The 12,761-nt window shown below is 60.9% G+C and carries 14 protein-coding genes and 1 tRNA gene; 6 read left to right on the top strand and 9 right to left on the bottom strand.

The window, feature by feature from the left end; translation table 11 throughout:
* Positions 1 to 65 precede the first annotated feature (65 nt).
* A complete protein-coding gene (locus E8E95_RS13405) occupies positions 66 to 935 on the top strand; it encodes a phosphoribosylaminoimidazolesuccinocarboxamide synthase (protein ID WP_077524002.1) in 870 nt (289 codons plus the stop codon).
* A gap of 160 nt (positions 936 to 1,095) precedes the next feature.
* Positions 1,096 to 1,185: transfer RNA gene (locus tag E8E95_RS13400), tRNA-Ser, on the top strand.
* 170 nt (positions 1,186 to 1,355) lie between these two features.
* Here E8E95_RS13400 and E8E95_RS13395 read toward each other — a convergent pair.
* The 7 genes from E8E95_RS13395 to E8E95_RS13365 form a co-directional block, all read right to left on the bottom strand.
* The gene (locus E8E95_RS13395; RefSeq protein WP_280350888.1) at positions 1,356 to 2,609 is read right to left on the bottom strand and encodes a HipA domain-containing protein; all 1,254 of its coding nucleotides are present in this window, start codon (positions 2,607 to 2,609) and stop codon (positions 1,356 to 1,358) included.
* Between the two features lie 5 nt (positions 2,610 to 2,614).
* A complete protein-coding gene (locus tag E8E95_RS13390) occupies positions 2,615 to 2,848 on the bottom strand; it encodes a helix-turn-helix domain-containing protein (RefSeq protein WP_280350886.1) in 234 nt (77 codons plus the stop codon).
* 447 nt (positions 2,849 to 3,295) lie between these two features.
* A complete protein-coding gene (locus E8E95_RS13385; protein ID WP_280350884.1) occupies positions 3,296 to 4,789 on the bottom strand; it encodes a Ppx/GppA family phosphatase in 1,494 nt (497 codons plus the stop codon).
* Between the two features lie 87 nt (positions 4,790 to 4,876).
* Positions 4,877 to 5,614, bottom strand: coding sequence for a CYTH domain-containing protein (locus E8E95_RS13380; protein WP_280350882.1), 738 nt, complete (start codon positions 5,612 to 5,614; stop codon positions 4,877 to 4,879).
* A gap of 394 nt (positions 5,615 to 6,008) precedes the next feature.
* Positions 6,009 to 6,326 carry a type II toxin-antitoxin system RelE/ParE family toxin gene (locus E8E95_RS13375; protein WP_280350880.1) on the bottom strand — a complete coding sequence of 106 codons (318 nt, stop codon included), beginning with the start codon at positions 6,324 to 6,326 and terminating at the stop codon, positions 6,009 to 6,011.
* A complete protein-coding gene (locus tag E8E95_RS13370) occupies positions 6,323 to 6,559 on the bottom strand; it encodes a type II toxin-antitoxin system ParD family antitoxin (RefSeq protein WP_137821134.1) in 237 nt (78 codons plus the stop codon). Before E8E95_RS13370 ends, E8E95_RS13375 begins: the two co-directional genes overlap by 4 nt.
* A gap of 306 nt (positions 6,560 to 6,865) precedes the next feature.
* A complete protein-coding gene (locus E8E95_RS13365; protein ID WP_280350878.1) occupies positions 6,866 to 7,309 on the bottom strand; it encodes a carboxymuconolactone decarboxylase family protein in 444 nt (147 codons plus the stop codon).
* Between the two features lie 112 nt (positions 7,310 to 7,421).
* Here E8E95_RS13365 and E8E95_RS13360 point away from each other — a divergent pair, with 112 nt between their 5' ends.
* Positions 7,422 to 8,336: a LysR family transcriptional regulator gene (locus E8E95_RS13360; protein WP_280350876.1), complete on the top strand. Its 915-nt coding sequence runs from the start codon at positions 7,422 to 7,424 to the stop codon at positions 8,334 to 8,336.
* 69 nt (positions 8,337 to 8,405) lie between these two features.
* On the opposite strand, the gene E8E95_RS13355 is transcribed toward E8E95_RS13360, so the two are convergent.
* Entirely contained in the window at positions 8,406 to 8,795 is a 390-nt protein-coding gene (locus E8E95_RS13355; RefSeq protein WP_179060190.1) for a hypothetical protein, read from the bottom strand.
* 291 nt (positions 8,796 to 9,086) lie between these two features.
* Here E8E95_RS13355 and E8E95_RS13350 point away from each other — a divergent pair, with 291 nt between their 5' ends.
* Positions 9,087 to 9,329: a hypothetical protein gene (locus E8E95_RS13350; RefSeq protein ID WP_280350873.1), complete on the top strand. Its 243-nt coding sequence runs from the start codon at positions 9,087 to 9,089 to the stop codon at positions 9,327 to 9,329.
* Between the two features lie 7 nt (positions 9,330 to 9,336).
* On the opposite strand, the gene E8E95_RS13345 is transcribed toward E8E95_RS13350, so the two are convergent.
* A complete protein-coding gene (locus tag E8E95_RS13345) occupies positions 9,337 to 10,041 on the bottom strand; it encodes an SOS response-associated peptidase (RefSeq protein ID WP_280350871.1) in 705 nt (234 codons plus the stop codon).
* A gap of 284 nt (positions 10,042 to 10,325) precedes the next feature.
* Between E8E95_RS13345 and E8E95_RS13340 the strand changes: the two genes are divergently transcribed.
* Together E8E95_RS13340 and imuA are read left to right on the top strand one after the other, a co-directional pair.
* On the top strand, positions 10,326 to 11,939 hold the full coding sequence (locus tag E8E95_RS13340) for a M28 family metallopeptidase (RefSeq protein ID WP_280350869.1): 1,614 nt from the start codon (positions 10,326 to 10,328) through the stop codon (positions 11,937 to 11,939).
* Between the two features lie 206 nt (positions 11,940 to 12,145).
* On the top strand, positions 12,146 to 12,760 hold the full coding sequence (gene imuA / locus E8E95_RS13335; protein WP_280350867.1) for a translesion DNA synthesis-associated protein ImuA: 615 nt from the start codon (positions 12,146 to 12,148) through the stop codon (positions 12,758 to 12,760).
* The last annotated feature ends 1 nt before the right edge of the window (position 12,761 follow it).

Below are 12,761 nucleotides of genomic sequence, written 5' to 3'. Positions count from 1 at the left end.
CGTGGAAACAACAAGGCGAAACCCCCGGGTTTCGCCTGTTTCGTTTGATAAAGGCGGAAAACGACATGAGCACACCCACCACCCTCAGCCTGAAGAAGATCTACTCGGGGAAGGTTCGCGACCTCTACGAAATCGACGACAAGCGCATGCTGATGGTCGCTACTGACCGCCTTTCCGCGTTCGACGTGATCCTAGACCAGCCGATTCCGGAGAAGGGCAAGATCCTGACCGCCATCTCCAACTTCTGGTTCGACAAGTTGTCCGACGTCGTCCCCAACCACTTCACCGGCGACAAGGTGGAAGATGTCGTTCCCGCCGCTGAACTGCCCCTGGTGGAAGGCCGTGCCGTAGTCGCCAAGCGCCTCAAACCCGTCGCTGTGGAAGCCATCGTGCGTGGCTACATCGTCGGCTCGGGCTGGAAGGAATACCAGAAGACCGGCACCGTCTGCGGCATCCAGCTGCCGGCCGGCCTGAAGGAAGCCTCCAAGCTGCCGCAACCCATCTTCACCCCCTCGACCAAGGCCGCTGTCGGCGACCACGACGAGAACATCTCCTTCGAACAGTGCGAAGCCATCATCGGCAAGGAACTGGCCGCCAAGGTCCGCGACACCGCCATCGCCCTGTACAGCACCGCCGTCGAGTACGCCGCCACCCGCGGCATCATCATCGCCGACACCAAGTTCGAGTTCGGCATCGACGAAGACGGCACCCTGACCCTGATGGACGAGGTGCTGACCCCCGACTCCAGCCGTTTCTGGCCGGTGGAAAGCTACGTCGAAGGCAAGAACCCGCCGAGCTTTGACAAACAGTTCGTGCGCGACTGGCTGGAATCTACCGGCTGGAACAAGGAACCGCCGGCCCCGGCCGTACCTGCGGACGTCGCCCAGAAAACCGCCGACAAGTACCGCGAAGCCCTGACCAAGCTGACTTCCTGACCTGCTTTGCCCGAACTCGCCCCTCACCTTGTAGGGGCGAATTCATTCGCCAAAGATCGCGTAGCGATCCCACTGGCATCGCAACCATCTGAAACCACGCGAAAAAAACGCGCCATGGGCTTCGCCAATGGCCAATCAGCTGGTATCATGCGCGCCGTTCGGGAAGATGCCGGAGTGGCCGAACGGGACGGATTCGAAATCCGTTGTGTCAGCAATGGCACCTAGGGTTCAAATCCCTATCTTCCCGCCATATTCAATAGCCTAAACCCCTGAAATTCTTAGAGTTTCGGGGGTTTTTGCTTTTGGGCTCGCTCCAGAGAGTCGAAAACCCCAGTACGGCTTGCTCAGTCGCTTCACTCAGGTGGGCCAGAGCTCGGGGGATAACGGGCTAGGTCTTCATGCCTTGGCGTTCCTCGTGAGTCAGGGCGTACGCAGCTTTGCAGCCATGTCTCGCATAACGCCATGCACAATTCGACGCAGCAGGTATCTCTCTCCGGGAAGGAAGTGCTCTGGCAGGCTCTGCAGGAGATGATCCGCAGCCTCCAGGGTTGCCTTCACAAGCTCATCCATCAGCTTGGCGGCAATCCTGTTCGGTAGTCCGAGGTGGCTGCCCATGAGGAGCACATGCTCCCTGGTCACTTCGGCGTGTGTTCGCATGCCTTCCACCTTCCAGACCAGCTCAGCATCCAGCCAGGGGGCCGATTCCTTGCTTGCGGTATATATCGCTGTGCAGAGCAGGTCGTAGTGAGGCGCAAGGTCAACGCCGTCCGATGTGACGTAAAAAGAGAGGTTCTTCAGGTGGGCGTCGTTGTTGCCGACCAGGATGTTGAAAACCAGCCAATTGAATAGCTGGATTCGTGCCTCGGCTTTCCGACGACAGAGACTGACGATGTGCTGAAGCGTCTTCATCGAGGCCTGTTGGTATTTGAACTGGCGATCCAGTCCCAGTAACTGGCAGCCGTCCAGGACATGCAGGCGTTTCAGTTGGCCATCGATTACTTGCCTGTCAAAACGCTCAATCAGATAAACCGGCTCTGGGACGCGGTGAATAGCGACGGGAGCAGTGTTTAGCCTGGCCATTTGGGCGACAGACATAACAAACCATTCATTGGCCACGCTGTTGTCGTACTGATCTGTTTCCGGGTGGTTCGGCTTGAGGATGTGAGTTGATGGCCGGCTGCCGATTGGCTCGTACAACACGCCGTCCAGGACCACGACAGGCAACTTGTGTTGGGCGCCTGCAAGCGACATTCGCTTGGGTGCTCCGGTGGTCAGCGATACCCGGGGGAGGTTCCTGATTCGCTGGCTGAGTACGTCGTCAGGGAGTGGCTGGAGTCCGCCATCGGGTATCGGTTCGAGTCCTGGTAGAAGCGTGATGGCTCCTGCCGATTCAGCACCGTAGTAACCGAGGAGACCGAAGGCATCTGCAAACTCGATTTTCGCGTCGCTGGCCAGCAACTGACGGGCTTGCTCTTCTGGCAGCAGGTTGTCGAAGAACCACTGAACAGGACGTTCCGTAGAGCCATCCACGACCCGCCCTGCAGAGCGGGGAAGTGTGGGTGAGAGGTCGAATGATCGGGGGTTATTCAGCCAGTCAGATGAATACTCGAGCGCCCATACACCGTTCTGGTCGATCAGGCTGCCGACATGCTCGTTGTTTATGGTGACTTCCAACCCCCTCATGGCTTCGGTACGTCCAGATAAACCCGAATGCCCAACTCATCGAGCAGTTGCAGAACGCTCCCGAGGGAGACTGTTGGCTTGCCCTTTTCGATATCACGCAAATGCACGTGGCTTTTACCAAGCAGCATTGCCATGTCCTCCTGGCGAATGTGCTGCTTTTTCCGTGCCTCGCGAACGACCTTTCCGAGATCTTCCGGTGTGCAAACGGGGACGTACGAGTGCTGATCCATTTGGAATGTCCGTTTCGAAGCTATGGTTTCGATTGTAGGAAGCAGCAAGGCGCAGTCAAGCCGAATCGAAACCATGGTTTCACTTCTGGAGAACAACACTCTTTTTCTCCGTAAAACGAAACTATGGTTTCTATTCTGATATTTAGCAGTGTGCTTCAGGCGGGTATCGAAGCTCTGTTTTCGATGTTGGCTAGCCCTACGAGAGCGACGAGAGTGTCGAAGAAAGTGCCGAAATCACAGGCATGAACTGTCGAAATCGACACGGACGAATCGCTGGAAAGCCTGAACTGAGCAAGGTTGAAAAATTAGAAAAGGGAACAGATTTATTTAATTGCTCTAATCCAGATCGCTCAGCCGGTTCTAGAGTAGAGAAAATAAATCTGTCCCGTTTTTGCCCGCACGCCCGAGACTCGAGGAGCCGCCAGCCATCCGCGCCGAGGCGGGAGGTCAATTGCCGAAACGCTCGACGAGCAGGCCATGTCGCAGGCCGCGATCGCTGACCCGCAGTGCGTTCTGGCGGAGCTTGTCCATCACGGTCCTGACGATGCAGGCACCAGCCAAGATGACATCCGCGCGTTTCGGCTGAAGGCCGACGATCGTACGACGCTCCGCCGCACTGCGGGAGCGGTACAGTTCGATCTGGCGATCGATCTCGGCGCGATCGAGGACAGTGCCCTGCACGATATCAGGGTCGTAGGTCTTCAGAGCGTGCTTCACTGCGGCGAGGTTGGTGATCGCGCCACCCATCGCCACGAGCAGGTCGGGCGCCGGCCGCCCCTCGATTCGCGCCAGATCCGCGGCGATGGCGGCAAGTGCGTCACCGAGCACCTCGGGGGAGACGACGTTGTCGAGCCCGAAGCGTTCGGTGTAACGAACCGCTCCCACGTCGACGCTGAAGCGCTCGTCGACGCGCGCCCCACGGCCGAAAGTGAACTGCGAACTGCCACCGCCGGTGTCGAACACGACCAGCGAGCCCTCGGGAAGGTCCAGCCCAGCCTTTACGGCAAGATAGGCCAGGCGACCTTCCTCCTCACCGGAGATGACTTCGATCGCTACCCCGGTGCGCGCGCGGATCGTCGCGATCACGGCGGCCCCGTTGCGCGCCATGCGCAAACCGGCTGTGCCCACGGCCGCGATTGCCAGGACGCCGTTCTGCTTCGCCTCCTCAACCATCTGCTCAATCGCTCTCACGGTTCGCTCGATTGCGTCGTGCCCGATCTCGCCACGTTCCTCGAGCCCCTCACCGAGGCGCGTCATTTCGGCCCGATCGACCACCGTGCGCATGCTGCCGTCGGCAGCACGCTCGGCGATGTGGAACTTGATCGAGTTCGTGCCTGCGTCGATCACCGCATAGCGCTCTGGCGCCGCATCCAGCAAGGCCCGCAAGCCGCGGGTGTAGCTCATGTTGCAGTAATCGGCTAGACCGACCGATGCGACCGCCGCGATGACCGCGGCGGCATCCTCCGACTCGATTGCAATTGACCGCGTGGCCTTGCCCTCCGCCGTGATCTCGGTGACTTCCGCAGTACAGCCGCCGACCTTATAGCGCACCCGGTGCTTGTGGACGGTCAGCGGGCGCAGCGCGCCGCTTGGCACGACCAGTTCGGCGAGGAACTGGTCGAGCGTATAGGCATCTCGCTCGAGCGGGGACGCTGGAAGATTGAGTGCGGCGATCACGTTTCGCATGTCGGCCGCCGCCAGCGGGAAGCCCTGCTTCATCACCGGCTCCCAGCGCTCCAGACCATTCGGGGCGACCTCGCGCAGCACCTTGATGTCCATCAAGGCGTCCCGGATCTTGACGTTGTCGGCGCTTCCGGCGAGCAGATAAAGCTCGTCGCTGTCCTGGACAGCCGTCGGTTGCAGTCCGGCGAACCGGGTCTCCGCAATGCCGAACCGGCGACCGAAAGTTCGCCACTCCCAGCGTGGAATGATCGTGGTCATCGTAGAATCCTGCTCTCAAGTCCTGGTCCTGTCGCTACGGGCGCGGCGGATGCGCGGCTCGTCACGAGGTGCGTGCTGCCATTTCGCTTAGCCCTGCGCCTTGGCAAAGTAGTTCAGGGCAGTGCGCGTCTTGGTCTCCTGCGCCCCCATCGGATCGAGGCCGAGTTCGCGCAAGTGCTGCTCGAAGGCCATCCTGGCCTGGAGTGCCTCTCCCGGCGGCGTCTTGATCGAAACCTCGACAAGATCTTCGCCATTCGGGAGCCGCCATTCCTCAAGTGTCAATTCGTAGGCAAAGCCCTTTTCCTTGAGCTTCCAACGCAACACGCGAATCGGACCGAGAACGCGCAGAGCACCGAAGTCAACTGTGCCTTTATAGAGTTCGCCGAGGAGCCGTTCCTGCTCCTTGGAGAAGAGCTTCTCGATTGGCCGCTTGCCCTTCGCGACAGCATCTATTTCGTCACGTTTCTGCCGAACCGTAAGCGATGCCGAGCAGACCACCCGGTCGCCGACACAATCGGCCTCCAGTTTGAAGCCCGGCTGTTGCTTCCAGTACTCGGCGATGTTCGTGGCCTCCACCTCCCGGAACTTGACGGTGGAATCATCGGCGTCCCCCTTGACGAGGCGGGTGCGCAACGCAACCCCGGCCTCGAACAGATCGAGCTGGGGGGTATCGTAAAAGTAAAGCTCTCGGACTTCCGCAGTGTCTTCGTTGAGTGCCATCGCCCGCTCCGCGAGCAGTTCCTGATCGGGACGTATCGTGACCTTGATCTCGACCGCATCCATGTCGGCCATCGCATTCTCGAACCGTTGGTGGTTGGTGGGCATCACGTCTTTTCCTCCTTGCATAGCGGCCATTGCTGCCTCCGGGGAAGCGGACTGGATGCAGCGGAGGCGACGGCTACCTATGCAGGCTGCAAGCTGGGATCCGTATACGGAGGCCCCCGGAGGGGTCAAGGCAGTATAGATCCCGCGCCAGGATGACACTTAGGGCGGGGCCCGGGTGCTGCAGGTCATTCCGCTCGACGAGCCGACCTTATCCCTCGCCCGGTCTGGAGCGGGTGCGCCAGCTGGAGCGCCTGGGCGTCATCCTCGGCTGCGCAGGCACCGTCGACCTGCTGCAGGCCTCTCCCGGTCTGCCTGCGCATGCATAGAAAAGGACTAGAGAAGGGGACTATTTAGAGAAGGGGGACGGATTTATTTGTAGACGGGTTATTTTTTGTCACTCTTGCATCCAAACCGGGATATCCCTCATCCCATGCAATACGCGCCACACATCAATGTGATCATCACGCTCGATATAGAAGACCTGGTAGGGATAGCGCTTCAACGTCCAGGAGCGCAGTCCCGGCAGATCGAGCTCATGGGCATATCGCGATGACCCTGATTCAGGATGCCGGCTGATGTGCTTATAGGCTCGCTCCAGGGCGTCGATGAAGCCGAGAGCGGCTTGCTCGGTTGCCTCGCTCAGGTAGTAGCTGATGGTGTCGTTGATATCCTGATTGGTCAGTGCCCGGGGGATGATGGGCTTGGCCTTCATGCCTTGGCGTTCCGTACCCGGTTGCGCAGTGCTTCGAAGTAGTTGTCATCGGCCGGGGCGGCAGGGGAGGAGGCGGCGCCTTCCAGGAGCAGATTGCGCAGGCGCTGACGGTCCTGGTCCTTGCGGATCAGTTCGCGGACATACTCGCTACTGGTGCCGTAGCCGCGCTGGCTGACCTGGTCATCGACAAAGCTCTTGAGGGCGTCGGGCAGGGAGATGTTCATGGTGCTCATGGGAACCCACCTTTTGGCAAAATTTGCCAAACCATCTTAGCACTTGGTTTTGACGGCAGGTGTCGAAGAACTGTCGAAATCACAGCCACAAACTGTCGAAAATCGACACGGGCAGATGGCTGGAAACCCCGAATTGAGCTGGGCTGCGACGTACTGCCAGCCCTCGGGATGATTCAAATCCCTATCTTCCGCCATATCCAGAAAAGCCCCGCAGTCGAATGCCTGCGGGGCTTTTTCTTTTTTGCCTGTCTCGAACGCTTGCGAGCTGTTGATTGGGGCGCTAGCTCAGCCAACCAAAGCCCCGCTTCAAGACTCCGGCTGCATTGCGAAACCCACACCAAAACGGTTCCAGGCATTGATTGCGGCGATGACGAAAGTCAGTTCCGCCAACTCCTGGTCACTGAACACGGCGGCCACTTCTTCGTAGATCTCATCCGGTGCATGGGCGGTTGCAACCAGGGTCAACGTCTCGGTCCACAGCAGGGCGGCACGCTCGCGCTCGTCGAAGAACGGCGTTTCCTTCCAGGTGCTCACTGCCATCAGGCGCCGAAGGGTTTCTCCCTCCTTGCTTGCGTCAGTGGTGTGCATGTCGACGCAGTAGGCGCAGCCGTTGATTTGCGAGGCCCGGATACGCACAAGCTCGCGCAAGGAGCGCGGGAGGATGGATTCGGAAGCAGCTTTCTCCAGGCCCATCATGGCTTTCATGGCTTGAGGAGCGGCTTGGTAATAGTTGAGGCGTTTCGAGCTCATTTTTCATTCTCCAGGTGACCGAAGGACTTCGGTGTTGGAGTGACTTTATTGGCGGATATTGCCTGGATAAACTGGTCAATATCGTTTTCATTGTGCGGAAAGTCGGACAGTTATGGCGTTTGATCGATTGGAGGCGATGCGCGCGTTCTGCCGCATCGTCGAAGTGGGAAGCTTCACGGGCGCAGCGGAGTCGCTGAGCGTGGCGAAGACGACGATTTCCGGGCAGATCCAGGGACTCGAATCGCTTCTGGGCGTGAAGCTCCTGCACAGAACCACCAGAAGGGTGGCGCCGACCACCGATGGCGCCGCCTACTATGAGCGCGCGCGTGTGGTTCTGGATGACCTCGACGACTTGGAAGCCTCGGTTGCGCAGAGCCGGAGCGTGGCGCGGGGGAGGGTGAGGGTGGAGATGCCTTCGCCGGTCGGTACGTCTCTCATCATCCCGTCGCTGCCGGACTTCGCCACGCTGCATCCACAGATCCAGCTGGACATCGGTTGCAGCGAGCGCGTGATCGACCTCGTGCAGGAAGGCATCGACTGCGCGTTCCGGGGCGGGCCGGTCACCGATCAGGGGCTGGTGTGCCGCCCCGTAGGGCAGATGCGGTTCTGCCTTTGTGCGTCACCGGATTACCTGAGCGACTCGGCGCCGATACTCGACCCGGTCGATTTGCTGCAGCACCGGTATCTCGGTTTCACCTTCCCAGGCTCGGGCAAGCAAATGACCCCTGTCCTTCGGCGGGGCGACGAAAGCTTCACGGTCGAGCAGTTGCCGGCGATGCGTTTCAACCATGGAGGTGCGTACCGGACGGCGGGATTGGCAGGGCTTGGCATCGTTTCAGTGCCGCTTGCGGAAGCCAGTGCCCACCTTCAGGCAGGAAGGTTGGTCGAGGTGCTGCCTGGCTGGGCACTGGGCAGCATGCCGATCAGTCTCGTGTATCCCTACTCACGGCATCTGTCGGCCCGGGTGCGGGCATTCGCCGACTGGGCGGCGGCATTGATGGCGAACGACCCGCTCTGGCAGTTGTAGCCCCATAAATAAAAAACCCGCAGACCTCTGGCCTGCGGGGCTTCTGCTTTTGCTCTTGAAAAAACGCCGTCACGCACTGGAGCACATGCGCGCGGCGTTGATCAGCCGGCCTTTGTCCTGCCAGGCATTGCGCTGGAAGACGGAGTACTGGTTCTGGCCCTGGCCACTGGAGAGTTCGACCAGGCCGGAGGCTTTGGCGGGGTCGGTGTTGCCTACAAACAGCAGAGTCTTGCCGTTTTCTTCCGACGTGAAGGTTTGGGCGTCCGTTCGGATTTCGCCTTTCACACAGTTCAGGTAGTCGGGGCTCGCCTTGCTGGTGACGCCGGAGGTTCCGTCTCGGCTGGATCTGATGTCGGGGTTGTGAGTGCTACAGCCTGTTGCAATCAGCAGGGTGGAAAGTATCAGGATGCTGCCGCTACGAATGGATGCTGAACAGAAACCAGGGGATGTGTGGTTCATGGCTGTTGCTCCAGGCTGGTGCAATTGGCCAGTCGGCGCGTTGCTGGCTGGCCGTATAGGCAGGGCGCCTGGAGCGGAGGCCACGACAGGAGAGGGCATCCTTCGCCCAGGTGGCCACTGCCTGTCCCGGATAAGTGTATTCCCGTTTTTCCTTGGGCGACGGAGGGAAAGCGTGTGATTTTGAAGGACGTGACGCTCCGTCAGAATTTCGCCGGCTTCCTGGCACATCGGTGCCAGCTGCGCTATTGCTAATCAAGTGCATCTGATTATGTGATGCACCAGGAGCGATTCGTGATCGAACCGGTTTACTGGACGGAGCTACGTCAGCTCTCGCTCAACGTATCTGCCGCGCACATCGCCATGGTGGCCTTCCTGGAAGAAGCCGTAGTCCCTTGGTCGGATGACCAGATGGTGGAATTCGAGCGGCTCATTCTGTGCGAACGTATTGCGATCAGCGCATACGCGACACTCTATTCATACATCGACAGCCGAACAGCGGAGCCCGCGCGATTGCGCCTGGTGGTTGGCGAATAACGCCCCCTCAGGACTCCGGCTCGGTAATCGCCTCGATCAATCCCTCATCATCATCGTTCTGGGCACTGTTCACGCGTGTGGAAACCGCGTGCCCGGTGAAGTCTCCCCGCGCCTGGCCGATGGCGTGCTGCACCTGTTCTTGCGCTGTGCCGGGCGCGAGCCACGACCTGAATTGTTCCGGGGGGAGTATCACGGGCATGCGGTGGTGGATGGCGCTGATGGAGGGCGCGGCGTCTCGGGTGAGGAGGGCGCAGGAGGTGACTTCCTGACCATCCGGCCCTATCCAGGAGGCCCAGATGGCGGCGATCGCCAGCACCGGGTCATTCGGGCTGTAGAGGTAGTAGGGCTGATGGACCAGGCGACCGCTCGCATTGCGTACCTGCTCTTGCGGGTTCCATTCATACCAGCCCTGGGCGGGCATCAGGCAGCGCTGGCTGCGCAGGGCCTGGCGCCACAGTGGCTTGCCGGCGGCTTCTTCACTGCGGGCGAAGAAGGCATGAAGCGGTGGCTTTTCCTCTTTCCACCAGGACGGTATCAACCCCCAGCGGGCATCTATCAGCTCCAGTTCGCCCTGCCTGTCGAACCGCAGTACCGGCACGCGGGTGGTAGGGGCCACGTTGAAGCTCTGGATCCAGCGCCCTGAGTCCCGGGCGCCGATGTGCCAATAGTCTTCGATGGCGCGCTCGGAAGGGCTGACATAGCGTCCACACATGGCGGGGTCCTGTGCTCGAACTGGTTACAGCATAGAGGTTGTGGGGAGCTCTCTATGGCGCGGGTGATGTGAGGTGGATGGCGATCTAGTGGCCAAGTGATGGCCTATCTCCGGCGATCTTTCGTTAAAAAGGCGACAAAGTGCACGTTTTCGGCACGAAACAGTAAGAACCGAATGACCTTGCACCAGTCTGTTCTCCTAGGTCTGCCCCAGAGGAAGCCGTACAGGACAGTGGCGCAACGCCATGGCAGGCCACCTACAACCACTTCACAAGGATTGAAGTCATGACCCACAAGTACAACGTCAGACGTGTTGTTGGTTCCCTCGTTCTTGCTGCTTCCACCTCCACTCTTGCTGCGCCGGCGTCTGATGGCGACGCCTTTGGCGAGTTCTGGAGTCCCGGTAAACCCAACCCCGCCATTTGCAAATCGCCGTTGCTGGTCGGCACGCCCCTGGGCCTGCCGCGGTGCCTGGAGGCGGGCAATGTGATGCACCGCCTGCAGGAGCTGCAGGACCTCGCCACCTTGAACGATGGCAACCGCGCCGCCGGCCTGCCGGGCTACCAGGCGTCGGTCGACTACGTGAAAAAGACCCTGGAGCGCGCCGGCTACCAGGTTCAGGTTCAACCCTTCCCCTTCACTGCCTTCTTCCCCAAGGGACCGGGCACCCTGCAAGCCCTGGCGCCGCAGCCGATCGACTACGTCTGGGAGGAGGACTTCAACTACCTGTCGCAGACGGACCCCGGTGACATTAGCGCCCAGGTCGTGCCGGTTGACCTGTCCCTCGGGGCCGGCAACACCTCCACCAGCGGCTGCGAGGTGGAAGATTTCGCCGGCTTCCCCAGTGGCGCCATCGCCCTGGTCCAGCGTGGCAGCTGCAGCTTCGAAGTGAAGGCGGAGAACGCCGCCGCCGCGGGTGCAGCGGGCGTGATCATCTTCAACCAGGGCAACACCGAGGACCGCAAGGGCCTGGAGAACGTCACCCTGGGCGACACGTACGAGGGTGGCATTCCGGTGCTGTTCGCCACCTATGACAACGGCGTGGCCTGGTCCCAGACCCCTGGACTGCAGCTGCACATGGTGGCGGATGTGATTCGCGAGAAGACGCAGACCTTCAACCTCGTGGCGGAGACCCGGCGTGGCGATCCGAAGAACGTGGTGATGGCCGGCGCTCACCTGGACTCGGTATTCGAAGGGCCGGGCATCAACGACAACGGCTCGGGCAGCGCGGCCTTGCTGGAAATGGCCGTACTCCTACGCAAGGCGCACCCGCAGAACAAGGTGCGCTTCGCCTGGTGGGGCGCTGAAGAATCGGGGCTGGTGGGCTCGACCTTCTACGTCAACAGCCTGAGCGATGAGGAACGGAAGAAGATCAAGGCGTACCTGAACTTCGACATGATCGGTTCGCCGAACTTCGGCAACTTCATCTATGACGGTGACGGCTCTTCCTTTGGCCTGCAGGGCCCGGCCGGTTCGGCTGCCATCGAGCGCCTGTTCGAAGCCTACTTCACGCTTCGCAGCGAGCCGTTCGAAGGTACCCAGATCGACTTCCGTTCCGACTATGCGCAGTTCTTCGAGGTGGGCATTCCCTTCGGTGGCCTGTTCACGGGCGCCGAAGACATCAAGAGCGAGGAGCAGGCACAAAGGTATGGCGGCGCTGCCGGCCAACCCTTCGACCCGTGCTACCACCAGGGCTGCGACACCACCGCCAACATCGACCTGAACGCCCTGGAGATCAATGGCGACGCCATGGCGTTCGCCACCAGCTGGCTGTCGCTGTCGACGAAGATCATCGACGACGAGATCGCTGCGGCCGCCGAACAGGCGAAAGGCGCTACCACCCTGCGTCAGCAGTCGGTGCGCCAGGCCGAGCGCTGGGGTAATCACTACGTGAAATGACGGAGAGGCGTCTGGCCTGCGGGACATTCGTGCTTTCGCAGGCCTTCTGTCTTATCTGAATTGACCGTGGGAAATCTCTGCGATTTACTGTATATAAATACAGTATTCGTAGGATTTCCCCCAATGGCCTTGATGATTGTTCCTGGCCCTTTCGGCAGCCCCGCCCCGGGGCTGCCGTTTTTCTCTTCTGGCAGTGAGCGGGACTGATGGGCGCTGTCGTTGCCCTCGATGCCCTGCTCAATGAGCGGCGGGTCTGGAAAGGCCAGCCCGGCGCATTGCCGTCCAGCAGCGAGCAACCCACTGGCCTGGCCGCCCTGGACCGGGTCTTGCCCGGCGGTGGCTGGCCCGAAGCCGCACTCAGCGAAATCCTCACCCCAGCCACGGGCCTGGGTGAACTGCGCCTGCTCTGGCCCACCCTGGCGCGGCTGACCGCCAGCGCCGAGCGCGTGGTGCTGGTGGCGCCGCCGCATATCCCTTATCCCCAGGCCTGGCAGGCGGCTGGGGTGGACCTGCGCTGGCTGGCGCTGGTGGAGGCGAACGGTCGCGATGCCCTCTGGGCGGCCGAGCAATGCCTGCGTTCCGGCAGCTGCGGCGCGGTGCTCTGCTGGCCGCAGCAGGTCGATGATCGCGCCCTGCGCCGTTTGCAGGTGGCCGCGGAAACCGGGCAGACACTGGCCTTCGCCTATCGTCCTCTGGAAGCCGCCCTGAACCCGTCGCCGGCGGCCGTGCGCATCGCCGTCGATGGATGGCCGGCGCAATTGCGGGTGCTCAAGTGCCGGGGCGGCCTGCCACCCGCGGCCCCCATCGCCCTGGCCCGATGAC

This window comes from Pseudomonas sp. BN414 (assembly GCF_029871275.1).
GTDB lineage: Bacteria > Pseudomonadota > Gammaproteobacteria > Pseudomonadales > Pseudomonadaceae > Metapseudomonas > Metapseudomonas resinovorans_C.
This window is presented reverse-complemented; position numbering and strand designations above follow the sequence as displayed.